General features: G+C 68.8%; 22 protein-coding genes. 5 read left to right on the top strand and 17 right to left on the bottom strand.

Annotated features, from left to right (window positions below):
• The first annotated feature begins 105 nt into the window (after positions 1 to 105).
• From IPV10_RS04830 to IPV10_RS04820, 3 genes are all read left to right on the top strand, one after another.
• Positions 106 to 1,482, top strand: coding sequence for an NAD-dependent succinate-semialdehyde dehydrogenase (locus tag IPV10_RS04830; protein WP_207480982.1), 1,377 nt, complete (start codon positions 106 to 108; stop codon positions 1,480 to 1,482).
• Positions 1,483 to 1,598: 116 nt separating this feature from the next.
• Complete coding sequence (locus IPV10_RS04825) at positions 1,599 to 1,877, top strand: hypothetical protein (RefSeq protein ID WP_207480981.1); 279 nt, start codon at positions 1,599 to 1,601, stop codon at positions 1,875 to 1,877.
• Positions 1,878 to 1,905: 28 nt separating this feature from the next.
• On the top strand, positions 1,906 to 2,838 hold the full coding sequence (locus tag IPV10_RS04820) for a CorA family divalent cation transporter (RefSeq protein ID WP_207480979.1): 933 nt from the start codon (positions 1,906 to 1,908) through the stop codon (positions 2,836 to 2,838).
• 264 nt (positions 2,839 to 3,102) lie between these two features.
• Here the strand turns inward: IPV10_RS04820 and IPV10_RS04815 are convergent, their stop codons facing one another.
• The 11 genes from IPV10_RS04815 to rplU all read right to left on the bottom strand — a co-directional run bounded on the left by IPV10_RS04815 (position 3,103) and on the right by rplU (position 10,897).
• Positions 3,103 to 3,390, bottom strand: a complete 288-nt coding sequence (locus IPV10_RS04815) for a hypothetical protein (RefSeq protein ID WP_207480977.1) — start codon at positions 3,388 to 3,390, stop codon at positions 3,103 to 3,105.
• Positions 3,391 to 3,498: 108 nt separating this feature from the next.
• Positions 3,499 to 4,188 (bottom strand): SDR family oxidoreductase, encoded by a 690-nt coding sequence (locus IPV10_RS04810; protein WP_207480975.1) that lies wholly within the window; start codon positions 4,186 to 4,188, stop codon positions 3,499 to 3,501.
• 1 nt (position 4,189) lies between these two features.
• Positions 4,190 to 4,570 (bottom strand): ribosome silencing factor, encoded by a 381-nt coding sequence (gene rsfS / locus IPV10_RS04805; RefSeq protein WP_207480973.1) that lies wholly within the window; start codon positions 4,568 to 4,570, stop codon positions 4,190 to 4,192.
• The gene (locus IPV10_RS04800) at positions 4,570 to 5,766 is read right to left on the bottom strand and encodes a hypothetical protein (protein ID WP_207480966.1); all 1,197 of its coding nucleotides are present in this window, start codon (positions 5,764 to 5,766) and stop codon (positions 4,570 to 4,572) included. The genes rsfS and IPV10_RS04800 overlap by 1 nt, the downstream gene beginning before the upstream one ends.
• Positions 5,763 to 6,365 (bottom strand): nicotinate-nucleotide adenylyltransferase, encoded by a 603-nt coding sequence (gene nadD, locus IPV10_RS04795; RefSeq protein WP_207480964.1) that lies wholly within the window; start codon positions 6,363 to 6,365, stop codon positions 5,763 to 5,765. Before nadD ends, IPV10_RS04800 begins: the two co-directional genes overlap by 4 nt.
• 6 nt (positions 6,366 to 6,371) lie before the next feature.
• Positions 6,372 to 6,596, bottom strand: coding sequence for a hypothetical protein (locus tag IPV10_RS04790; RefSeq protein WP_207480962.1), 225 nt, complete (start codon positions 6,594 to 6,596; stop codon positions 6,372 to 6,374).
• Between the two features lie 85 nt (positions 6,597 to 6,681).
• Positions 6,682 to 7,935, bottom strand: a complete 1,254-nt coding sequence (locus IPV10_RS04785) for a glutamate-5-semialdehyde dehydrogenase (RefSeq protein ID WP_207480960.1) — start codon at positions 7,933 to 7,935, stop codon at positions 6,682 to 6,684.
• 9 nt (positions 7,936 to 7,944) lie between these two features.
• A complete protein-coding gene (gene proB, locus IPV10_RS04780; RefSeq protein WP_207480958.1) occupies positions 7,945 to 8,730 on the bottom strand; it encodes a glutamate 5-kinase in 786 nt (261 codons plus the stop codon).
• Positions 8,727 to 10,229 carry a GTPase ObgE gene (gene obgE / locus IPV10_RS04775; RefSeq protein ID WP_207480957.1) on the bottom strand — a complete coding sequence of 501 codons (1,503 nt, stop codon included), beginning with the start codon at positions 10,227 to 10,229 and terminating at the stop codon, positions 8,727 to 8,729. The genes proB and obgE overlap by 4 nt, the downstream gene beginning before the upstream one ends.
• Before the next feature lie 83 nt (positions 10,230 to 10,312).
• Positions 10,313 to 10,570, bottom strand: coding sequence for a 50S ribosomal protein L27 (rpmA, locus tag IPV10_RS04770; protein WP_028501603.1), 258 nt, complete (start codon positions 10,568 to 10,570; stop codon positions 10,313 to 10,315).
• A gap of 18 nt (positions 10,571 to 10,588) precedes the next feature.
• Complete coding sequence (gene rplU / locus IPV10_RS04765; RefSeq protein WP_028501602.1) at positions 10,589 to 10,897, bottom strand: 50S ribosomal protein L21; 309 nt, start codon at positions 10,895 to 10,897, stop codon at positions 10,589 to 10,591.
• A 282-nt stretch (positions 10,898 to 11,179) separates the two neighbouring features.
• Between rplU and IPV10_RS04760 the strand changes: the two genes are divergently transcribed.
• Entirely contained in the window at positions 11,180 to 11,458 is a 279-nt protein-coding gene (locus IPV10_RS04760) for a DUF4031 domain-containing protein (protein ID WP_207480955.1), read from the top strand.
• On the opposite strand, the gene IPV10_RS04755 is transcribed toward IPV10_RS04760, so the two are convergent.
• On the bottom strand, positions 11,411 to 13,984 hold the full coding sequence (locus IPV10_RS04755; RefSeq protein WP_207480953.1) for an Rne/Rng family ribonuclease: 2,574 nt from the start codon (positions 13,982 to 13,984) through the stop codon (positions 11,411 to 11,413). The genes IPV10_RS04760 and IPV10_RS04755 overlap by 48 nt on opposite strands.
• Positions 13,985 to 14,262: 278 nt before the next feature.
• Between IPV10_RS04755 and IPV10_RS04750 the strand changes: the two genes are divergently transcribed.
• A complete protein-coding gene (locus IPV10_RS04750) occupies positions 14,263 to 14,874 on the top strand; it encodes a vitamin K epoxide reductase family protein (RefSeq protein WP_207480951.1) in 612 nt (203 codons plus the stop codon).
• 71 nt (positions 14,875 to 14,945) lie between these two features.
• On the opposite strand, the gene ndk is transcribed toward IPV10_RS04750, so the two are convergent.
• The 5 genes from ndk to IPV10_RS04725 form a co-directional block, all read right to left on the bottom strand.
• On the bottom strand, positions 14,946 to 15,362 hold the full coding sequence (gene ndk / locus IPV10_RS04745) for a nucleoside-diphosphate kinase (RefSeq protein ID WP_017202376.1): 417 nt from the start codon (positions 15,360 to 15,362) through the stop codon (positions 14,946 to 14,948).
• 1 nt (position 15,363) lies between these two features.
• A complete protein-coding gene (locus IPV10_RS04740; RefSeq protein WP_307861059.1) occupies positions 15,364 to 15,777 on the bottom strand; it encodes a DUF4233 domain-containing protein in 414 nt (137 codons plus the stop codon).
• Positions 15,774 to 17,126, bottom strand: a complete 1,353-nt coding sequence (locus IPV10_RS04735) for a folylpolyglutamate synthase/dihydrofolate synthase family protein (RefSeq protein WP_207480947.1) — start codon at positions 17,124 to 17,126, stop codon at positions 15,774 to 15,776. Before IPV10_RS04735 ends, IPV10_RS04740 begins: the two co-directional genes overlap by 4 nt.
• A complete protein-coding gene (ileS, locus tag IPV10_RS04730) occupies positions 17,123 to 20,578 on the bottom strand; it encodes an isoleucine--tRNA ligase (RefSeq protein WP_207480945.1) in 3,456 nt (1,151 codons plus the stop codon). Before ileS ends, IPV10_RS04735 begins: the two co-directional genes overlap by 4 nt.
• Before the next feature lie 379 nt (positions 20,579 to 20,957).
• Positions 20,958 to 21,773, bottom strand: a complete 816-nt coding sequence (locus tag IPV10_RS04725) for an endonuclease domain-containing protein (RefSeq protein ID WP_242684642.1) — start codon at positions 21,771 to 21,773, stop codon at positions 20,958 to 20,960.
• Between the last annotated feature and the right edge of the window lie 263 nt (positions 21,774 to 22,036).

Genomic DNA, 22,036 nt, shown 5'->3' with positions numbered 1-22,036 from the left:
GAGCGCGAGGCCGGGGAAGCACGCCGATCCGGATGGTACGTTCCAGGTACCCACCTGACGTTCCGCGACGGACGTGCGACGACGCCGTCGATCCCGAGGAGAGAAATGTCCGCTTACCGCGTCCAGAATCCAGCGACCGGCGAGGTCGTCGAGACCTTCGACACCGCGACTGACGACCAGATCGAGTCGGCTCTCGCGAGCGCGCACGCCGCCCATCAGGAGTGGCGTGAGCGCAGCGTTCAGGAGCGCGCGGTCGTCGTGCACCGGGTCGCCGAGATCTTCGCGGAGCGTCGCGAGGAGCTGGCCGGCATCATCTCTCTCGAGGTCGGCAAGTCCCTGGCCGAATCCCTGGACGAGGTCGACTTCGCCACCTCGATCATCGACTACTACGCGGTGCACGGCCCGAGCCTGATCACCGATCGCGAGATCCCGAGCACGATCCCCGGCAGGGCCGTGATCGAACGCCTCCCGATGGGGGCGCTGCTCGGGGTCATGCCCTGGAACTTCCCGTACTACCAGGTGGCGCGCTTCGCCGCCCCGAACCTGCTGCTCGGGAACACCATCCTGCTCAAGCACGCCGACATCTGCGCCCGGTCCTCACTGGCGGTCCAGGAGATCATGGAGCAGGCGGGCGTGCCCGTCGGCGGCTACGCGAACGTCTTCGCCTCGCATGACCAGATCGCGACCATGATCGCGGACCCGCGCGTGCAGGGCGTCTCTCTCACCGGTTCCGAGCGTGCGGGTGCGATCATCGGCGAGCAGGCGGGACGCCACCTGAAGAAGTGCGTGCTCGAGCTCGGCGGGATCGACCCCATGGTGGTGCTCGACTCGGACGACGTCGCCGCCGTGGCCAAGGCCGCCTGGAACTTCCGCGTCTACAACGCCGGACAGGTCTGCAACTCGAACAAGCGGATGATCGTGATGGATGACATCTACGACGAGTTCGTGGAGGAGCTGAAGAAGCTCGCCACGGGTCTCGTCCCCGGGGATCCGGCAGATCTGCCCGATGGCGCCTTCTCCCCGCTGTCGTCGCGTGAGGCGGCGCAGAAGGTGCACGAGCAGGTGCAGCAGGCGATCGCGGACGGAGCGACCCTCGAGGCCGGCGGAGTCCTGTCCGACGGCACTGGGGCGTACTACTCCCCCGCTGTGCTCACCGGCGTGCCCCGTGACTCGGCGTCGTACCGCGAGGAGATCTTCGGCCCGGTGGCGACGGTCTACCGGGTGCACAGCGACGAGGAGGCGCTCGATCTCGCCAACGACTGCGCCCTGGGGCTGGGCGGATCGGTGTTCTCGACCGACACGGCCAGGGCCGCGCGGGTCGCGTCCCGGCTCGAAGTGGGCATGGCGCACGTGAACATCATCGCCGCGGAGGCGGCCGAGCTGCCGTTCGGCGGAGTGAAGCGCTCAGGGTTCGGGCGCGAGATGGGGCCGGTCGGCATCGACGAGTTCGTGAACAAGCGCCTCTACTTCGTGGCCGGCTGACGACCCGCGGCCTCCGCAGGGAGAACGGCTAGCGCTCCGCAGGGCGCCGGTCAAGCCGCTCGTCCTGCTCCGCAGGCGCCAGTACGGTGAGCATCCCGAGCGAAAGGATGCCGACCATGTCCAACCCCATTCCCCCGAGCGTCCCTCTCCCCGACGATGACGGCCCTTCCGAGGGCCTTCCGGTGCGGGAGGTCGACGGCAGAGAGGTGCTCGATCCGGACATCGACGAGAGCCTCATCGACAGCGCCGAGGCGGACCGGCTCGCCACCGGCGCCGACCCGGATGACGATGACGACCTCCTCGACGATGATGACCTCCTCGACGAGGACGACGACGACGTCGGAGACGGCGAACTCGACGATGACGTCCTCGACGACGAGGACGACGAACTCTGACGACGATCGTCTCCGACGAGGACGCGCGATGAGCCGGCCGTGGCGGCGCCTGATCAACCCAGTTCAGGTGGACTTGGCGGCGGTGCAGGAGGAGTTCGGCCTGCACCCGCTCATCGTCGCGGACCTCCTGGAAGGCCGTCAGCAGCCGAAGGCGGAGAGTTTCGAGCGTCACCTCTACGTGTCGATCTGGGATGTGAACCGGCACGGCCCCGATCCCGCGACCACCGACGCGGATCTGGCTCTGATCCTCACGGAGGACTGTCTGCTGCTCGTCCAGCGAGGCGACCCCGCGGAACTGCGCGACCTCGATGCGCTGCTCACGGGTGAGGGTGCCCTGCCCGTCGACTCCCCGGTCACCGCCGCGTACCGGGTGCTCGAGGCCGTCGTGTGCGACTTCGTCGAACTCGGCGCCGAGGTCGAGGGGGATCTGGACGAGCTGGAGGCGGAGGTCTTCGACCGCCGCATCCGCGAGGACTACCGGCGCATCTACCGGCTCCGTCAGCGGATCGGGCGCATCGACCGCGCCGTGTCCGGTCTTGCGGACGCGCTGCGCGACGCGAGGCCCGAGATCGAGGTCGCGACAGCGGGCCACCCCGAGCTTCGCCCCTACTTCGCGCATCTCGAACTCGATGCCCGCGGTGTGGCTCATCTGACCGGCGCCGAGCATGCGTCGCTCGATGCCGTCGTCTCGAGCCACGAGAGCAACGTCGCGACCCGTCAGAACCAGGACATGCGCACGATCTCGGCGTTCGCCGCGCTGCTCGGCATCCCGACCGTGATCGCGGGCATCTACGGCATGAACTTCAAGAACCTGCCGCTCGTGCAGTGGGAGTTCGGCTGGCTCGCCGTCGGCGTCGCGATGGTCGTGATCGACGTCGCGGTGCTCCTGGCCTTCCGCGCGCGAGGCTGGCTCGGCGGTGACCCGCAACGACGCCACGACGACGCTGCAGCCGCCGAATGACGAGGCGGATGACCCCGGCAGGCCCAGCCCGCCGGGTCTCGCTCACGCGGCGAGCTCCCTGAGCTTCTTGAGCAGCTCCTCGCTCGTGTGAACCTCCTGATCCAGGTTCTCCTGGTGCCTGGTACGCGGAGATCTCGTAGTGCTCATTGCCGAGCGCCGCAGACAGCGCGACCTGGTCGTGCGAGGTTTCCTTTCGTCGGTCCAGGGCACGCTACGCAGCACCGGCTCCCTCCGGGAGAGGGTTGCGTCCCGCGCGCCGAAGCCCTATTTGGCGAGCAGCGGCGGAAGGTGCGGGATGGCCACAGGGCGCGTCGCGCGGCTGACGCCCGCCTGCAGGCGCTCGACCTCTTCCAGCACCTCGAACGGGCTGGTGTAGCGGATCGCCAGGGGCAGTTCCCGCAGCCACACGACCTCGACCTCTGCCGGGTCCAGTTCGTACACGCAGGCCACGACGTGCCGCGGGTCGTCCGAACCGAACTTGAGGTCGTTGATCACCCACTCCGACGGTGTGATGCGACGCAGAACGTATCGCGGATCCGGATCTCCAGACATCTGACAGTCCTCCAAGATTCGCTCCCCATCGGAGAGCCTGGCTCAGCTGCCGCCGCCTGAAAAGACCCTTGACATGCGACGGTCCGTCAGCCTATCCGGCCGCCCGGTTCACCGGGCCGGACGGACCGTGAGATCGGTCAGGTGCGCGTCATCCGGCAGGTCGAGCGCTGTGAGGATCGTCGTCGCGACGGAGTCCGGGGTGATGAATCGCGTCGGATCGTATGCACGCCCCTCCTGCTGATGCACGCGTTCCTGCATGGGCGTCGCCGTGCGTCCGGGGTAGATCGAGGTGACCCGCACGCCGTGCTCGGCCTCCTCCGCACGCAGCGCGTCGGCCAGCGCCTTGAGACCGTGCTTCGACGCGGCGTACGCCGACCATCCGGCGTGGGCGTGCAGACCCGCGCCCGAGTTCACGAACACCACCCGCGCCCGGGAGACGCGGAGCACGGGCAGCAGAAGCCGGGTGAGCTCGGCGGGCGCGACCAGGTTGACGGCGAGCTGCTTCTCCCAGAGCGCCGCGGGAAGGTCGGCGACGGGGCCGAGGTCCACCACGCCGGCGACGTGCACGAGCGAGTCGATCCGATCGGGAAGCGCCTGCTTGGACAGCGCCCAGGACAGTCTTCCCGGCTGCGAGAGGTCGCCGACGAGAGTCGAGGCTCCGGGGAACTCGGCCGCGACCTCGCGGGCGCGACCGATGTCGCGGACGAGCAGCACAACCTGATCCCCGCGGTCCAGCAGGCGCCGTGCGAGGACCGCGCCGATGCCGGAGCCGGCACCGGTGATCAGGTGCACTGCCATGTCAGGGACGGTCTGCGGTGTGCTCGGCGAGTTCGAACGGAACGACCGGGCAGTCCTTCCAGAGCCGCTCGAGACCGTAGTACACGCGCTCCTCCTGGTGGAAGACGTGCACGATCAGGTCGCCGAAGTCGAGCAGCACCCAGCGCGCCTCGGATCGGCCCTCCCGGCGGACGCGCTTGTGTCCGGACTCCAGGAGCTTGTCCTCGATCTCGTCGGCGATGGCGGCGACATTGCGCTCGCTGTTGCCGGTGACGAGGAGGAAGATGTCCACGAGCGGGAGTGGCTCGGAGACGTTGAGGGCCACGAGGTCCTCTCCGCCCTTCGAGACGGCGGCGTCGGCTGCGATCTGCAGCATCTCTTCGGCGGTTTCAGGTGACTGCATCAGAACACATTCGTTGTGAAGGCGACCACGAGAGCGACCGCCAGAGCGAGGGCCAGACCACCGGCGGTGATCGCCAGGGTCAGCATGAGCTTGTTGCCTTTTTCGGGGGCCGGCGGTCGGATGACCTCACCGGCGGGCTTGATGGTGCTGACCGCCGAGCTGGCGGCGATGGGCGTCGGGGAGGAAGCCGGAGGCAGCTCGCCGTCGATGAGAACGGCATCCGCCTCCCGTCCATCCGTCGTGCCGTGCGCGTGCCCCTGAGAGCCGAGGCCCTTCGGGAGCTCGTAAGAGCCCGTCACGAGGATCTCGCCCGTCGAGGCGACCGGACCGGACAGCGACCCGTCGCCAGGCGAGGGGTTGAAGATCAGGGTGTTGGGTGAGAGGTGCTGCGAGCCGCTCGAGTCGCCGACGGTGAGCAGCTCGTCGAACGACGGCACGAAGGGCTTTCGGTCGTCCGCCGCGCCGCCGAAGACACCACGGCCGAAGGCGGAGCTGACGGTCGGGCGCTCGTCCTCGACCACATCGGCGTCGTGCGCGGCCTCCACGTCGTAGAAGACCTCGTCGAGGTCGTCGGCGTCCTCCGGCTCCACAGTCTCGACATCGGACTCGACGGCGGATGCTGCGCTGACGGGGGCTGCGCTGACGGGAGCGGCGACGACCTGGTCGTCGACGTCGTCATCGAGATCGTCATCGAGATCGTCGTCCAGATCGTCTTCGAGGCCGGCGTTCGCAGGGGACGCGCCGAACACAGGGACGGCGGACACGATCGAGGGGGCGGCCGCAGGAGCCTCCTCGACGGGAGCGTCATTCTTCGGGGCCACTTCGGCCGGAGCCGCTTCCACCGGCGTCTGTTCCACCGGGATGTCCTCGACGAGAGCATCCTCTTCGGCGTGCTCGTCCTCGGCCCCGATCACCGGGACGGAGGCTGTCTTGATGCGCTCCTGCTCCCGGACCTGGCGGCGCGTGAGCGGCGTCGAATCCAGGTCGACCTCCGAGTCCGCGACCGGCGCCGGAGCGACCTCGATGGGGTCGGCGGCACGCGGAAGCGGGGGTGCGGGCGGCGCGGGGCGCGCGGCGGCCTCAGCGGCCTCTGCGGCCTCCTCGGCGGAGATGACCGGCGTCGAGCCTGTCAGCCGGATCTCACGCAGCTGCTTTCGCGTCAGCGGACCGTGCTCCTGCTGATCCGATTTACTCATGCCTTGCTCCGATACAGATGATGCTTCGCGATGTATTGAACGACTCCGTCGGGAACGAGATACCAGACCGGTTCGCCATCGTGCACCCGCTCTCGGCAATCGGTCGATGAGATCGACAGTGCCGGCACCTCCAGCTGGCTGACATCGTCGCTCGGGAGGCCGTCAGTGCTCAGGACATGTCCTGGGCGAGAGACCGCGACGAAATGAGCCAGCTCCCACAACTCATCATGGTCCCTCCAACTGAGAATTTGCGCTACGGCATCCGCTCCGGTGATGAAGAACAACTCGGCGTTGGGGCGATCGCGCTTCAGATCGCGGAGAGTGTCGATCGTGTAGGTGGGGCCTTCACGGTCGATGTCCACCCGGCTCACGGTGAACTGCGGGTTGGAGGCCGTCGCGATCACGGTCATCAGGTAACGGTGTTCGCTCGGCGTGACGTCAGACTTCTGCCACGGGTGCCCGGTCGGGACGAACACGACCTCGTCGAGATCGAAGGAGTGCGCGACCTCGCTGGCGGCGACCAGGTGCCCATGATGGATGGGGTCGAATGTCCCGCCCATCACACCGATGCGCGTCGGCCTCGAGGTCGTGGTCTTCATACGGGCCTAGTGGCCGTGTCCTGCCTCGTGTCCGTCCTTGCCGTGCTTCGCGGCCCACGCCTCGGCCTTGGCCGAGTGACGGTTGGCGACGTTCTTGTACGACAGGGTCACCAGCGCCAGGAACGTGAACGCGATCGCGGCGATGATCCCGAAGATCAGCGTGTCGAGCGCGACGTTGCCGTGGTGCTCGGTCTCGGCAGCGGCCATCGCGATCTGTGCGACGAGGTTCATCCTGACTCCGTTTCGTGACGTGCTGTTCGGGACAGTCGCCCTGCTCCGAGGACGCAGGGCGGTACAGCGTCCCCTAGTCTAGCCCTCAGCCGCGCGTCTGCCCCGATCCACGCGCGAGCCACTTCGTGCTCGTCAGCTCGGCGAGTCCCATGGGGCCGCGGGTGTGCAGCTTCTGCGTCGAGATGCCCACCTCGGCGCCGAAACCGAACTCGGCGCCGTCGGTGAAGCGGGTCGACGCGTTCGCCATCACCACGGCCGAATCGACCTCGGCGAGGAAGCGCTCGGCGTTGCGGGAGTCGGTCGTGACGATCGACTCGGTATGACCGGTGCTGTACCGGCGGATGTGGTCCAGCGCCTCATCCAGGGAGTCGACGACTTTCATCGCGATGTCGAGGCTGAGGTACTCGGTCTCCCAGTCCTCCTCGGTCGCGGGGATCACGTTCGACACGAGCCCTGCCACCATGTCGTCGCCGTGGATCGCGACGCCCTCGCTCTGCAGCGCGCTCGCGACGAGCGGCACGAGCCGGGGAGCCGCCTGACGGTGCACCAGCACGGTCTCCACGGCGTTGCAGACGCTGGGGCGCTGCACCTTCGCGTTGACCACGATGTCTCGTGCCCAGTCGTCCGGGGCGCTCTCGTCGAGCAGGATGTGGACGTTGCCCGCACCCGTCTCGATCACGGGCACCGTCGACTCTGTGACCACCGTCTCGATGAGCCCGGCGCTCCCCCGCGGCACGAGCACGTCGATGAATCCGCGGCCGTGCATGAGGGCGCGAGCCCCGTCGCGTCCGAAGTCGTCCACCGTCTGCACTGCCTCGGGCGTGACACCGGCGCCGCCGAGAGCTGCGCGCATGATGTCCACCAGCGCGGTGTTGGAATCACGTGCCGCACTGCCTCCTCGAAGCACGACGGCGTTCCCCGAGCGCAGCGCGAGAGCTGCGATGTCGACGGTCACGTTCGGCCGCGCCTCGTAGATCGCGCCGACGACGCCGAACGGAACCCTGACCTGCTCGAGCGCGACGCCGTTCGGCATCCGATGTCCGCCGACGACACGGCCGACGGGATCGGGGAGCGCCGCCACCTGGCGGACGGCCGCAGCGAGGGCGGCCACGCGCTTCTCGTCCAGGCGCAGGCGATCGATCAGCGATTCGCCGATGCCGTCTTCCCTGCCACGGGCGACGTCCGCTCCGTTCGCCTCGATGATGCGCGCGGCGTTCTGCTCCAGCGCGGCCGCGATGGCCTCGAGAGCACGGGCCTTGTCGTCGCTGGTGAGTGCGGCGGTGGCGCGGGACGCCTCCTTGGCGCGCTCGAGGCGCAGCTGCGGGGTCTCGTCGGTCATCCGACAAGTCTAGGAGAGCGCAGGCTCGAACCAGGTCCCTATTTCGGCTCCGGCGAGGGCCTTGTCGACCAGGTCGGCACTGGTCACCAGGACGCCGATCCCGGATGCCGCGGCAAGACGCGCCGCCGACACCTTGGTCGCCGCTCCCCCGGTGCCGACGCTGTTCACGACCGTCGACCCGAACTCGAGACCCGAGAGGTCGGCATCCGGCGCGACGACGTCGATGGGCTCAGCACCTGGGTCCGTCGGCGGCTTCGTGTACAGCGACTCGATGTCGCTGAGCAGCACCAGCGCGTCGGCCTGGATCAGCTGCGCGACGAGGGCGCCGAGCCGGTCGTTGTCGCCGAAGCGGATCTCCTGCGTCGCCACCGTGTCGTTCTCGTTGACGATGGGGAGGATGCGCAGGCCGAGCAGCCGCTCCATGGCGCGACGGGCATTGGAGCGCGAGGTCGGGTGCTCCAGGTCGCCGGTGGTCAGCAGCACCTGCCCCGCCACGATGTCGAACGGGTCCAGTGCGGCCTGGTACCGGTACACGAGCACGTTCTGGCCGACGGCGGCCGCCGCCTGCTGGGTGGCGAGGTCGGTGGGGCGCGCATCGAGGCGCAGGTACGGGATGCCGGTGGCGATCGCGCCGGACGAGACGAGCACGACCTCCGCACCGCGTGCATGAGCGGCAGCGAGGGCTTCGACGATGACGGGGATCCGCCAGGACGACTCGCCGCTGATCGACGAGGAGCCGACCTTCACGACGATGCGCGACGCCGTGGCGAGATCCGCCCGGGTGCGAGCCGTCACTTCTCCTCCTCGCGGTACGCCGCGAGGCGCTGAGCCTCCACCTCCGCACGAGCCTCGGCCTTGGCGTCCATGCGCTCGTAGTAGTGCTCACGACGCTCGGAGGTGGTGCGGCGTCCGTTCGGCGCGAGACGCGGGTCGGTGCCGCGAGGCGCTGTCATCAGCTCGGCGGCGGAGCTCATGGTGGGCTCCCAGTCGAACACGATGCTGTCGCCCTCGCCGATCACGACGGTCGATCCCTGGACCGCGCCCAGGCGGAACAGCTCGTCCTCGACGCCCAGCTTCTCGAGCCGGTCGGCGAGGTAGCCGACGGCCTCTTCATTCTGGAAGTCGGTCTGCTGCACCCACCGCACCGGCTTCTCGCCGAGGATGCGGTAGACGTTGCCGTACGTGCCGCCTTCGACGCGGATCGTGAATTCCTTCTTGGAGCCCCTGGTCCGGATGACCACCCGCTCGCGGGGGACCTCGGCCGCGGCGACCTCGGCCCGGTGCTTGTCCACCAGCTCGCCGAGGGCGAACGTCAGGGGGCGCAGGCCCTCATGCGAGACGGTCGAGATCTCGAACACGCGGAAGCCCCGAGCCTCCAGGTCGGGGCGGACGAGCTCAGCCAGATCACGGGCCTCGGGCACGTCGACCTTGTTCAGCGCGACGAGCTGCGGGCGCTCCAGAAGCGGAGTCTGCCCCTCCGGCACCTCGTACGCGGCGAGCTCGGCAAGGATGACGTCGAGATCGGAGATCGGGTCGCGTCCGGGCTCGAGGGTGGCGCAGTCGAGCACGTGCAGCAGCGCCGAGCAGCGCTCGACGTGGCGGAGGAACTCCAGTCCCAGGCCTCGCCCCTCGCTCGCGCCTTCGATGAGCCCGGGGACGTCGGCCACGGTGTACCGCGAATCGCCCGCCTGGACAACACCGAGGTTCGGGTGCAGCGTCGTGAACGGGTAGTCCGCGATCTTGGGCCGGGCGGCGGAGATCGCGCCGATCAGGCTGGACTTGCCGGCCGAGGGGTAGCCCACGAGGGCGACGTCGGCGACCGTCTTCAGCTCGAGGACGACATCGCCCTCGTATCCGGGAGTGCCCAGCAGGGCGAAGCCCGGCGCCTTGCGCTTGGGCGATGCCAGCGCCGCGTTGCCGAGACCTCCGTGACCGCCCTGGGCGACGACGAACCGCTCGCCGGGGATGATCATGTCGATCAGGACGTCGCCTGCCGGGTTCTTCACCACCGTGCCGACGGGCACGGGGAGCTCGAGGGTCTCCCCCATGAAGCCGGAGCGGTGGTCGCCCATGCCGGGGCCCCCGTTGCCGGAGGAGCGGTGCGGAGAGTGGTGGTATGAGAGCAGCGTGCCGGTCTGCGAATCGGCGACGAGCACGACGTCGCCGCCGTCACCGCCGTTGCCGCCGTCTGGACCGCCGAGCGGCTTGAACTTCTCGCGGTGCACGGAGACACAGCCGTTGCCGCCCTTGCCCGCGCGCAGATGCAGCGTCACGGTGTCGACGAACGTGACCATGTCTCGATCTCCCTATTTCCTGCAGAAACACGGACGGGGCGAGCCGAAGCCCGCCCCGAACCGGATGAATTGTGTGGCTGTGATCACTCAGCAGCGGCGACGATGTTGACGACCTTGCGGCCGCCCTTCGCGCCGAACTGCACCGCACCGGCGGCCAGAGCGAACAGGGTGTCGTCGCCACCACGGCCGACGTTCACGCCGGGGTGGAAGTGCGTGCCGCGCTGACGGACGATGATCTCGCCGGCGAGAACCTGCTGTCCGCCGAAGCGCTTGACGCCAAGTCGCTGAGCGTTGGAGTCACGACCGTTACGGGTGGAGCTTGCGCCCTTTTTATGTGCCATGTCCTGGTCTCCTCGGTCTTACTTGATGCCGGTGATCTTGACGCGCGTGAGCTCCTGACGGTGGCCCTGGCGCTTCTTGTAGCCGGTCTTGTTCTTGTACTTCTGGATGATGATCTTCGGGCCGCGGAGGTTGCCGATGACCTCTGCCGTGACCTTGACCTTCGCGAGCGAGTCAGCGTCGGTGGTCACCGTGGCGCCGTCGACGAGCAGCACTGCGGCCAGCTCGATCTTCTCGCCCTGGGCAGCCTTGACACGGTCGAGCTGAACGATCGTGCCGACCTCGACCTTCTCCTGCCGCCCACCGGCGCGCACTACTGCGTAAACCACTTCATACCTGTTTCGTTGGGGAGCACTGCGCTCCGGGAATCTCACGGGAAGACTGTTGCTTGCATGCGTCGCAGGGCGGCGGGTGCGAACGCAAGACTCTCCGCACCGACCGTCGAGGACGGGGCGGCATACGCACCAAGGGACTACTTTACCGGATGCCGGACACTGTGGCAAAACGTGCCCCGGCCGGTCGGCGCGCTCCCGCTCTATGAACTGTGTTCAGTTAGGGGGCGCTGTTCAGTTGTGCAGCCCTGTTCAGTTGTCCGGTCCTAGGCTGGCGGCATGACCGTTCTCGTCGATGATCCCCGCTGGCCCGCGCACGGGCGTCTGTGGGCGCATCTCATCAGCGACGAGAGCCTCGACGAGCTGCACGCGTTCGCCCGCGCTCAGGATCTGCCGCCGCGCGGCTTCGACCTCGACCATTACGACGTGCCGGAGGAGATCCTCCCCCGGCTCATCGCCGCCGGCGCACAGCATGTCGACGGCAAGGAGCTGGTGCGGAGGCTTATCGCCTCAGGACTCCGTATCCCCGCCCGCGACCGGCGTCCCGCCGCCCGCTGAGGCGTTCGAGTTCATCACCGAGACCGGCGTGCCGGTGAGGGCGGCCGTGGTCACGCGGCGACGTCCGCGTCCCTGTCCCGGCGCCTTCGGCTCCGGCAGCGCGTCGAGAACCGAGTCCAGCAGCTCCTCAGCCGGCGTCTTCGGGCCCTTGCGGTCCGAGCCGCGCTTCTTGCGTGCCTTCTTCGGGCGCTCCTGCGCGGCGGCAGGCTCGGCGGCTGGCGCCGCTGCGGCATCCGTCGCCCCCTCCGCGCTCGGTGCGAGCGTGGACGCAGCGATCTGCGCGAGGGCCGACTTGGCGCCCTCGGGGATGCTGTGCGTGGCTCCGGCGGCCGGAGGCGTGCTCTGGCTCTGGCCGTTGCCGCCGCGCTGGCGCCGGTTGCCGCTCTGAGCGCTGCCGTTGCCGTTGCCGTTGCCGTTGCCGTTGGAGCTCGCGCGGTGCTTGACGACCGGGTCGTGGTGCACGATGACACCGCGTCCGGCGCAGACGTCGCAGGCCTCGCTGAAGGTCTCCAGCAGGCCGAGGCCGAGCTTCTTGCGGGTCATCTGCACGAGTCCGAGCGACGTGACCTCGGCGACCTGGTGCTTCGTCCGGTCACGGCTCAGGCACTCGATCAGGCGGCGCAGCACGAGGTCGCGGTTCGACTCGAGCACCATGTCGATGAAGTCGACGACGATGATGCCGCCGATGTCGCGCAGGCGCAGCTGGCGGACGATCTCCTCCGCGGCCTCGAGGTTGTTCTTGGTGACGGTCTCCTCGAGGTTGCCGCCGGATCCGACGAACTTCCCGGTGTTGACGTCGACGACGGTCATCGCCTCGGTGCGGTCGATGACCAGCGAGCCGCCCGAGGGCAGCCAGACCTTGCGGTCGAGCGCCTTCTCGATCTGCTCGGTGATCCGGAACGCGTCGAAGGGGTCGGTCTCGTCCTCGTACGACTCCACCCGCTCCAGCAGGTCGGGGGCGACGCTCTCCAGGTACGCGCGGATCGTACGCTGCGCGTCCTCGCCCTGGATCAGCATCTTCGTGAAGTCCTCGTTGAAGACGTCGCGGACGATCTTGACGAGAAGGTCGGGCTCGGCGTGCAGCAGCGCCGGAGCCTGCTGGCTCTCGACCTGCTTGCGGATGTGCTCCCACTGGCTCGTCAGACGCTGCACGTCGCGGGTCAGCTGGTCTTCGGTCGCGCCTTCGGCTGCGGTGCGGACGATCACGCCGGAGGACTCGGGGAGGACCTCCTTGAGGATGCGCTTGAGACGTGCGCGCTCGTTGTCGGGGAGCTTTCGGCTGATGCCGTTCATCGAGCCGCCCGGCACGTACACCAGGTAACGGCCGGGGAGCGAGATCTGGCTGGTCAGGCGGGCGCCCTTGTGGCCGATCGGGTCCTTGGTGACCTGCACGAGGACGCGATCTCCCGGCTTGAGAGCCAGCTCGATGCGACGCGGCTGGTTGCCCGTCTCCACGCCGTCCCAGTCGACCTCGCCCGAGTAGAGGACGGCGTTGCGTCCGCGGCCGATGTCGACGAACGCGGCCTCCATGCTGGGCAGGACGTTCTGCACGCGGCCGAGGTACACGTTGCCGATCAGCGATGCGTCCTGGTTGCGGGCGACGTAGTGCTCGACGAGGACGCCGTCCTCGAGGACGCCGATCTGCGTGCGGCCGTTCTTGGAGCGGACGACCATCTTGCGGTCGACCGACTCGCGACGGGCGAGGAATTCGGCCTCGGTCACGACGGGGCGACGGCGTCCGGCGTCACGGCCGTCCCGACGGCGCTGCTTCTTCGCCTCGAGGCGCGTGGAGCCCTTGATCGCCTTCGGCTCGGTGATGAACTCGACGACGCGCTGGCGCTGACGCGGCTCGGGGCGCTCGTCCTCGACGTCGGATCCGCCACGGCGGCGGTTGCGGCCACGGCGGGCGGATGCCGGCTCGTCGAGATCGCGAGGCGCTTCGCGCTCCGCGATGCGGTCGAAGATGCGCTCACGGCCGGCACTCGCCGGCAGCGGCACGATCTCCGGAGCGTAGAAGCGCAGCTGGGTCGAGACCTGCGAGACGAAGACCTCGGGCAGCAGGCCCAGCGAGACCGCGGTCACGGGCTCGGGCGCCTTCGGCTCAGCGGGCTGCTCGGCTGCGGCAGGCTCGTCGGCAGCAGGTGCTTCGGCAGCAGGCTCATCGGCGGCAGGCGCTTCGGCAACGGGCTCGTCAGCGGCCGACTGGTCTGCGGAAGACTGCTCGGCGGCGGGAGCGTCGCCTTCGCTCTCGGCCGGGGAGTCCTCGGCCTCGGGCTCGTCCGCGGGCTGGGCGCCGGCCTCTGGCTCGTCGGCGCTCTGAGCGTCGGGCACGCCGGGCTCGGAGTCTCCCGCGTCCTCCGATGCGGGCTCGGCCGGTGCGGCGTCACTCTCGACGGCGGGCTCGCCCGATGAGTCGGGCACCTCCGTCACGGCATCCGACGACTCGGCGGGCTCTGTCAGCTCCGCCGCGGCGTCAGCCGGGAAATCGAGGGTAGGGGCGTCGTAGTCATTGTTGTCATCGGCCATCTCTGGCTTGCTCCTCGCGCGGGGCACTGGGTGCTCCGCGAAATCTCATGCGCCACCCGCAGGTGCCGCGAACTCATTCGGTGTGCGACCGGCTCATGGCTCTGGTCACGTGGGGCATACGGCCCCGAAGTCTGCGTCGATGCCTGCCACGACGAGGTCGCGCGATGCATCACAGGCCATTATCGCACCATGTACGCCTGTTCGCGGCATCCGTCCTCTCGCGCGCCGTCATCGGCGCTTCACGTCGGGTGCATAGCAACCACTGGGATAATCACAATATGAGCGAGCAGCGCACCCGCCCCGTCGTCTACGCCGTCTGGCTGATCATCGCGAGCGTCGTCGGCTGGTTCGCCGCCTTCCAGCTCACTCTCGAGAAGTTCGTCCTGCTCGAGCAGCCCGACGCCACGCTCGGCTGCGACCTCAGCGCGTTCATCCAGTGCGGCAAGAACCTTGGCTCGTGGCAGGGCGAGGTGTTCGGCTTCCCGAACCCGCTCCTCGGCCTCACCGGCTGGATGGCGCCGCTGGTCGTCGGCGTGGCGCTGCTCGCCGGCGCGCGCTTCCCCCGCTGGTTCTGGGCTCTGTTCGGCGCCGGGATCACCTTCGCCTTCGGATTCGTCTGCTGGCTGATCGCGCAGAGCATCTACGACCTCGTCGTTCTGTGCCCGTGGTGCATGGTGACCTGGGCCGTGACCATCCCGACGTTCTTCGCGACGATGCTCCACCTCACCCGCAACGGGACGTTCACCCGCGACGAGAAGACGCAGGAACGCGCGAGCCGGCTCATGGCGTGGGTTCCGCTGGCGACGATCCTGGCCTACGCGGTCATCGTCCTCATGGCGCAGGTCAAGGGGATTGACTTCCTCGGCGAGATGGCCGGCATCCTCTTCTGACAGACATCCCAGAGAAAAGGCGAAGCCCGCCGCGAGAGATCGCGGCGGGCTTCGTCATTCAGAGGCAGCGCTCAGTCGAACCAGATGCCGAGCTCGCGCGCGGCGGACTCGGGGCTGTCGGAGCCGTGAACGAGGTTCTGCTGCACCTTCAGACCCCAGTCGCGGCCGAAGTCGCCGCGGATCGTCCCGGGGGCCGCGGTGGTCGGGTCGGTGGTGCCGGCGAGCGAGCGGAAGCCCTCGATCACGCGGTTGCCGGCGAGGCGGATCGCGACGGACGGGCCGGAGAGCATGAACTCGATCAGCGGCTCGTAGAACGGCTTGCCCTCGTGCTCGGCGTAGTGCGCGGCGAGGAGGTCGCGGTCGGGCTCGACCAGGCGGATGTCGACGAGGGCGTACCCCTTCGCCTCGATGCGTGCCAGGATCGTGCCGGTGAGGCCGCGGGCGACACCGTCGGGCTTGACGAGGACGAGCGTTTCTTCGGTGGCCATGTCATTCACTCTCTGTCTGAGTCTCGGTCGAGGGCCCGGCCGGGCGTCGTGCGTCCAATCGGGCCCCCATGATCGTCGCATAACCCCACATGCCGCCGAAAATCAGCACCACGAACAGGATCGCGGGCACGAGGAACGCGGACAGCGCGATGATCGCCTGGATGACCCAGCCGGCCGTGATCGCCCAGGGCCTGGTGATCATGCCGGCGACGACGATGCACGCCAGCCCCATGATCGCGCCGCCGGCGATGCCCCACCACTGCTCGATCCCGGCAGGCAGCGTCTTCAGCCCGAAGACCGTGAGCCCGGCGAGGAACACCACGATCGACTCGAACCCGAGCACGATCGGTGCGAGCTTCTGCACGAGCGTCCGCGCCGGCCGCGGCCGGCGGGCGGGCGTCGTCGCGTCGCTCACGCGCTCCACCCCGACTTCCAGTCCTCCTCGGCGGCGAGGGCGATCGCCTCGCCGGCGAGGACGACGGACCCCGCGATCACGACGGCACGCCGGTCGGAGGATGCCGCCCACTCGCGCGCCGCGTCCGCCGCATCCGCGAGCGTGGGGTGCACGCTCGCACGCTGCCCCGCCGCCTCGACGAGATCGGCGATCGCGTCGGCATCGCTCGCACGCTCCGAGTCCGGCGCCGTCGCGAAGACGTGCGCGGCCACCGGCACGAGCTGCGCCACGATGCCGGCAGCGTCCTTGTCGGCCAGCACGCCCAGCACGATGCCCCACTCGTCGAAGTCGAAGCTGTCGCCCATGGCCTGGGCGAGCGCCGCGGCGCCGTGCGGGTTGTGCGCGGCATCCACGATCACGGTCGGGGCGATCCCGAGCAGCTGCAGACGCCCTGGGGAGGTCGCACCCTGGAGTCCCTCGGAGATGATGTCCGACGCGATCCGCTGGGCGGCGCCGCCGATCAGCGACTCCACGGCAGCGACCGCGAGAGCGGCGTTGTGCCCCTGGTGCGCGCCGTACAGCGGCAGGTACTCCTCGACGTACTCGCCGGCGAGCCCGCGGACCGTGAGCAGCTGCCCGCCGACGGCGAGCTTCTGCTCGGCGAGCCCGAACTCCTCCCCCTCGAACGCGATCGTCGCGCCCTTGGCTGCGGCCTCGCGCCGAAGCACCTCGGCGGCATCGGCGGGCTGCTGAGCCGAGACGACGGCCGCGCCCTCCTTGATGATCCCGGCCTTGACCGCGGCGATCTCGGCGATCGTGCTGCCGAGCCGGTCGGCGTGGTCGATCGCGATCGGGGCGAAGACCGCGACGTCGCCGTCGGCCGTGTTCGTGGAGTCCCACGAACCGCCCATGCCGACCTCGAGCACGAGCACGTCGACCGGGGCATCCGCTGCCGCCTCGAAGGCGAGCACGGTGAGCAGCTCGAAGAAGGTCAGCGGGGCGTCGCCCGCCGCCTCGAGTTCGGCGTCGACGATGTCGACGAACGGCTCGATCTCGTCCCAGGCATCCGCGACGGCGGCGTCCGCGATCGGCTCGCCGTCGATCATGATGCGCTCGGTGAAGCGCTCCAGGTGCGGGCTCGTGAACAGCCCGGTGCGCAGTCCGTGCGCGCGGAGCAGGCTCTCGATCATCCGCGCGGTCGACGTCTTGCCGTTCGTGCCGGTGATGTGCACGACGCGGTACGTCTTCTGCGGGTCGTCCAGGAACGCGAGGATGCGCGCCGTGCGCTCCTTGCGCGGCTGCACCCAGCGCTCACCCGCCCGGCTCAGGAGGGTCTCGTAGACGGCATCCGCCCGCTCGCGTGCGCTCATGCTGTTCCTCGGCTCTCCTGGTATCCCTCGCGGGCGATGCTCACGCGGACGCTCCCGGCGTTGGCGTAGGTTCCTGCATCGACCACGGTCTCGTACTCGAAGCCGCCTTCCTGCCGCCCCCAGACGCCGCCGCCCTGCTCCAGCAGGACCTCGTCCTTCGCACCGAGCGAGTACGAGGTCGCAAGGGTCTCCTCCGCAACGCCCGCCACCGCGAACGCGCTCTTGACGGCGAACAGGTCCTCCAGGTCGGTGAACCACAGTTCGAGGCGGATCCGGTCGCTGACGTCGAAGTCGGCGGCCTTGCGGCTCTCCTGCACGGCGCGGATGACATCACGCGCGAGGCCCTCGGCCTTCAGCTCCGGCGTGAGCGCGGTGTCGAGCAGCACGAAGCCGCCGCTCGGGACGATCGCGAGCGCCTCCCCCTCGGGACGGCCTGTGGTCTCCAGCACGAGCTCGTACTCGGCAGGCTCGAGCGCGATGCCGTCGGCCGTCACGACCCCGTTCTCCTCGGTCCAGAAGCCGCCCTTCGCCGCCTGGATGACCTTCTGCACCTCCTTGCCGAGGCGCGGACCCGCAGCGCGCGCGTTCACGCTCAGTCGGTGGCTGATGCCGTAGTCGGCAGCCGTGGTCTCGGCCTGCTCGACGAGCTCGACCGACTTCACGTTGAGCTCCTCGCGGAGGATGTCCTCGAACTGGCCGAGGGTGGCCGCCTGCGGCGACACCACGGTCAGGCGCGCGAGCGGCAGCCGGACGCGGAGCTTCTCCTTCTTGCGCAGCGCGTTGCCGACGCTGGAGAGCTCGCGCACGGCATCCATCGCATCGCGGATGTCATCCGCCACCGGGAACGCGGTGGCGTCCGGCCAGTCCTGCAGGTGCACGCTGCGGCCTCCGGTGAGACCCTGCCAGACGCGCTCGCTGATCAGCGGCACCAGCGGAGCCGCGACGCGGGTGAGCGTCTCGAGCACCGTGTAGAGCGTGTCGAACGCCTCGGCGCCCGCACCCGTCGAGGGGTCGACGCCCTCCCAGAACCGGTCGCGCGAGCGGCGGATGTACCAGTTGGTCAGCACCTCGGCGAAGTCGCGGAGGCGAGCGGATGCCGTCGTCGAGTCGAGTCCCTCGAGATCGTGCTTCACCTCGCGGACGAGGTCGCCGAGCCGGGCCAGGATGTAGCGGTCGAGCACGTCGGTGGAGTCGGTCCGCCAGGATGCCTCATACCCTGTCTGGGTCCCTGAGCCTGTCGAAGGGTTGGCCGCATTGGCGTAGGTGGCGAAGAAGTACCAGGAGTTCCACAGCGGCAGCAGGAACTCGCGCACGCCGGAGCGGATGCCCTCCTCTGTCACCGCGAGGTTGCCGCCGCGGAGCACCGAGCTCGACATCAGGAACCAGCGCATGGCGTCGGAGCCGTCGCGGTCGAGCACCTCTGAGACGTCCGGGTAGTTGCGCAGCGACTTCGACATCTTGTAGCCGTCATTGCCGAGGACGATGCCGTGGCAGCTCACGCCTGTGAACGCCGGGCGGTCGAACAGCGCCGTGGACAGCACGTGCATGACGTAGAACCAGCCGCGGGTCTGCCCGATGTACTCGACGATGAAGTCGGCCGGCGCGTGCGAGTCGAACCACTCCTGGTTCTCGAACGGGTAGTGTACCTGGGCGTACGGCATCGAGCCCGAGTCGAACCACACGTCGAAGACGTCCTCGATGCGGCGCATCGTGGACTTCCCGGTGGGGTCGTCGGGGTTCGGGCGGGTGAGGTCGTCGATGTACGGGCGATGCAGGTCGATCTCGCCCTCGGGGTTGCGCGGCAGCGTGCCGAAGTCGCGCTCCATGTCCTCGAGCGAGCCGTAGGCGTCGACGCGCGGGTACTCCGGGTCGTCGCTCTTCCAGATCGGGATCGGCGAGCCCCAGTAGCGGTTGCGGCTGATCGACCAGTCGCGGGCACCCTCGAGCCACTTGCCGAACTGGCCGTGCTTGACGTTCTCCGGCACCCAGGTGATCTGCTCGTTGTTCGCGAGCATCCGGTCCTTGATGTCGGTGACGCGGATGAACCAGCTCGACACGGCCTTGTAGATCAGGGGGTTCCGGCAGCGCCAGCAGTGCGGGTATGAGTGCTCGTAGCTCTGCAGGCGCAGGAGGCGACCGCGCTCGCGGAGCAGGCGCACGAGCGGCATGTTGGCGTCCATCCAGAGCACGCCCGCGACGTCGGTGACGTTCGGCAGGAACCGCCCGCCGTCGTCGAGCGACAGGATGGTCGGGATGCCGGCGGCCTCCGCGACCCGCTGGTCGTCCTCACCGTAGGCGGGTGCCTGATGCACGACGCCGGTGCCGTCACTGGTGGTGACGTAGCCGTCGACGAGGATCTGCCAGGCGTTCCCGGTGCCGTAGGTCTCGGCGTCCGTGTAGTAGTCGAAGAGCGGCTCGTAGGTCAGTCCGCCGAGCTCGGCGCCGGTGATCTCGCTCTCGACGGCTGCGGCGGCGGTCGCGGCATCCTCGTAGCCGAGATCCTTGGCGTAGCCGGCGAGCAGCTCCCGGGCGAGGAGATAGCGGGTGGTCCCTGAGCCTGTCGAAGGGCCCTCGCCCTCAGCGACGCCGTTCGGGCCCGCGGGAACCACGACGTAGGCGATCTCCGGCCCCACGGCGAGCGCCATGTTGGTCGGCAGGGTCCACGGCGTGGTGGTCCACGCGACCACCCGGACGCCGTCGAGGCCCTTGGCCGCGGCATCCGCACCGGTCAGCGGGAACGACACCGTCACGGAGGGATCCTGACGCATCTGGTACACGTCGTCGTCCATGCGCAGCTCGTGCGCGGACAGCGGCGTCTCGTCGCGCCAGCAGTACGGCAGCACGCGGTACCCCTCGTAGGCGAGGCCCTTGTCGTGCAGGGTCTTGAACGCCCAGAGCACGCTCTCCATGTAGCTGAGGTCGAGCGTCTTGTAGCCGCGCTCGAAGTCCACCCAGCGGGCCTGGCGAGTGACGTAGTCCTGCCACTCGTGCGTGTAGGTCAGCACCGAGGCCTTCGCCTTCGCGTTGAAGACGTCGATGCCCATGGCCTCGATCTCGCTCTTCTCGGTGATGCCGAGCTGCTTCATCGCCTCGAGCTCTGCAGGCAGGCCGTGCGTGTCCCAGCCGAACACGCGATCGACCTTCTTGCCGAGCATGGTCTGGAACCGCGGGAACACGTCCTTCGCATAGCCCGTCAGCAGGTGCCCGTAGTGCGGCAGGCCGTTCGCGAACGGAGGGCCGTCGTAGAAGACCCACTCGTCGTTCCCCTCACGCTGCTCGATCGACGCACGGAAGGTCTGGTCGCCCTCCCAGAAGTCGAGCACATCGCGCTCGATCTCAGGGAAGCGGGGGCTCGGCGTCACGGAGGCGGCGCTCCCCGAGCCTGTCGAGGAGTCGGCGGCTGGGCCGAAGGAGTGGGTCCCTGAGCTTGTCGAAGGGCGCGGGTAGGTCATGTCGTCTCGCAGGAGTCGTGGCGGATGCTGCTGCGAGGACGATCACCCGGATTGCTGACCAGGACGACCGCGGTACCACCTCACGTGCCGCGCCTCACGGCGGGGCCACTCTCACTGCGGCTGTGACGGGCCTGCCCCGCTCGGTTCTACTGAGTCCGTTCCTGGTGGGCGGGACCGTTCTTCCGAGAGCTCCCCGGTGATGCCGGATCGATGCTCGTGGAGTCCATTGTACGCCGTGCGCCGGCATCCGCTCTGCCCGCAGGCTCGCAGGTTGTGGTTCGGCCTCCAGCCGCCTGCGGCGGGTCGCAGATTCACCGCCATGTCGCAGGGATTCTGGAAATTGCTGCGACATCCTCGCGATTCTGCGACAGGACGCAGATCACGCGCTCGGGGCTAGATGCAGATTCTGGGCGATCGCTCGCATGATCTGGTCCTGGACGAGGTGCCACTGCTTCATGACCTGGTGATAGCTGACTCGGATCACGTGATATCCCATCAGCTTCAGCTCTGCGTCATGCCGGATGTCCTCCGCCCGCTGCGCGCCCACATGGGTCCCGCCGTCGATCTGCAGGACCAGTCGATCGCCGATCAGCGCGTCGACGCGGTGCCCCGCGATCCAGATCTGGAAGTACAGACCGAGCCGGAGCCAGCGGAGCCTCGGGCGAAGGTAGGTCTCCAGGCCTGCGTCGGAGAACGGCCATGCATCCGCCAGCAGCCGGCGAGCAGTCGGACCCAACGGCAGTCTCGCCAGCGCGTCGCGGTCGACGAGCTCCTTGTTGAGGGCCGACTCCCATGAGGCGAGCGCCTGCTCGTACGGTTCGCAGGCGGCGAGAATGAGCAGTACGTTCTCGACCGGGTCCTCCAGAGAATCAGGATGCCGAGGCAGGACCGGCTTCGACCAGTGCACGCGAGCTCGCTTCGGCTTGCCGCCCCTGCTCCCGGGCGTCGCTCCGAGGTGGGTGATCGGATGCTCGTCGTGGACCCAGATGCCCAGGCGTCTCGCCTGCGTGACGCAGGTGAGGACGACCCCGCGCTTGGCCGCCGCGACGAGCATCGGGTCCGCATCGGGAAGAGCGACCCAGCCTGGGCGGACCCGCACGATGAGGCGCTCCGAAAGCGCGGTCTCGATGTCGTACCTGCTGACACCGCTGTCGTGCAGCATCGTCGTGCGAGCAACGCCCTTCACTTCGCTCATCGCCGCCAGCATCCGTGCTCGCCTTCGTTCCAGCATCCCGTGATGATGCCTGTTCCCGATCCTCAGCGGACGCCCGAAACCGTATTGCGGACCGAGAATTGTGGATCGATCAGAGCACTCGAGGACGGTGCAGAAAGAGTCGCGCGTCGCAGAATCGCGGTGATGTCGCAGGGACTTGAGCCGAACCCTGCGACCTCGAAGCGAATCTGCGACCCCGTGCCGGCCGCGGGAGCCGGCCGGCGTGTCCCCGGCACGGCCTACGC

It is taken from the genome of Microbacterium sp. SD291, assembly GCF_017355365.1.
In the GTDB taxonomy this organism is placed as follows: Bacteria; Actinomycetota; Actinomycetes; order Actinomycetales; family Microbacteriaceae; genus Microbacterium.
This window is presented reverse-complemented; position numbering and strand designations above follow the sequence as displayed.

Coding starts and splice junctions, on each gene's coding strand:
- IPV10_RS04830 (WP_207480982.1), top strand. CDS start 106: ATGTCCGCTTACCGCGTCCAGAATCCAGCGACCGGCGAGGTCGTCGAG.
- IPV10_RS04825 (WP_207480981.1), top strand. CDS start 1,599: ATGTCCAACCCCATTCCCCCGAGCGTCCCTCTCCCCGACGATGACGGC.
- IPV10_RS04820 (WP_207480979.1), top strand. CDS start 1,906: ATGAGCCGGCCGTGGCGGCGCCTGATCAACCCAGTTCAGGTGGACTTG.
- IPV10_RS04815 (WP_207480977.1), bottom strand. CDS start 3,390: ATGTCTGGAGATCCGGATCCGCGATACGTTCTGCGTCGCATCACACCG.
- IPV10_RS04810 (WP_207480975.1), bottom strand. CDS start 4,188: ATGGCAGTGCACCTGATCACCGGTGCCGGCTCCGGCATCGGCGCGGTC.
- rsfS (WP_207480973.1), bottom strand. CDS start 4,570: ATGCAGTCACCTGAAACCGCCGAAGAGATGCTGCAGATCGCAGCCGAC.
- IPV10_RS04800 (WP_207480966.1), bottom strand. CDS start 5,766: ATGAGTAAATCGGATCAGCAGGAGCACGGTCCGCTGACGCGAAAGCAG.
- nadD (WP_207480964.1), bottom strand. CDS start 6,365: ATGAAGACCACGACCTCGAGGCCGACGCGCATCGGTGTGATGGGCGGG.
- IPV10_RS04790 (WP_207480962.1), bottom strand. CDS start 6,596: ATGAACCTCGTCGCACAGATCGCGATGGCCGCTGCCGAGACCGAGCAC.
- IPV10_RS04785 (WP_207480960.1), bottom strand. CDS start 7,935: ATGACCGACGAGACCCCGCAGCTGCGCCTCGAGCGCGCCAAGGAGGCG.
- obgE (WP_207480957.1), bottom strand. CDS start 10,229: ATGGTCACGTTCGTCGACACCGTGACGCTGCATCTGCGCGCGGGCAAG.
- rpmA (WP_028501603.1), bottom strand. CDS start 10,570: ATGGCACATAAAAAGGGCGCAAGCTCCACCCGTAACGGTCGTGACTCC.
- IPV10_RS04760 (WP_207480955.1), top strand. CDS start 11,180: ATGACCGTTCTCGTCGATGATCCCCGCTGGCCCGCGCACGGGCGTCTG.
- IPV10_RS04755 (WP_207480953.1), bottom strand. CDS start 13,984: ATGGCCGATGACAACAATGACTACGACGCCCCTACCCTCGATTTCCCG.
- IPV10_RS04750 (WP_207480951.1), top strand. CDS start 14,263: ATGAGCGAGCAGCGCACCCGCCCCGTCGTCTACGCCGTCTGGCTGATC.
- ndk (WP_017202376.1), bottom strand. CDS start 15,362: ATGGCCACCGAAGAAACGCTCGTCCTCGTCAAGCCCGACGGTGTCGCC.
- IPV10_RS04735 (WP_207480947.1), bottom strand. CDS start 17,126: ATGAGCGCACGCGAGCGGGCGGATGCCGTCTACGAGACCCTCCTGAGC.
- ileS (WP_207480945.1), bottom strand. CDS start 20,578: ATGACCTACCCGCGCCCTTCGACAAGCTCAGGGACCCACTCCTTCGGC.
- IPV10_RS04725 (WP_242684642.1), bottom strand. CDS start 21,773: ATGAGCGAAGTGAAGGGCGTTGCTCGCACGACGATGCTGCACGACAGC.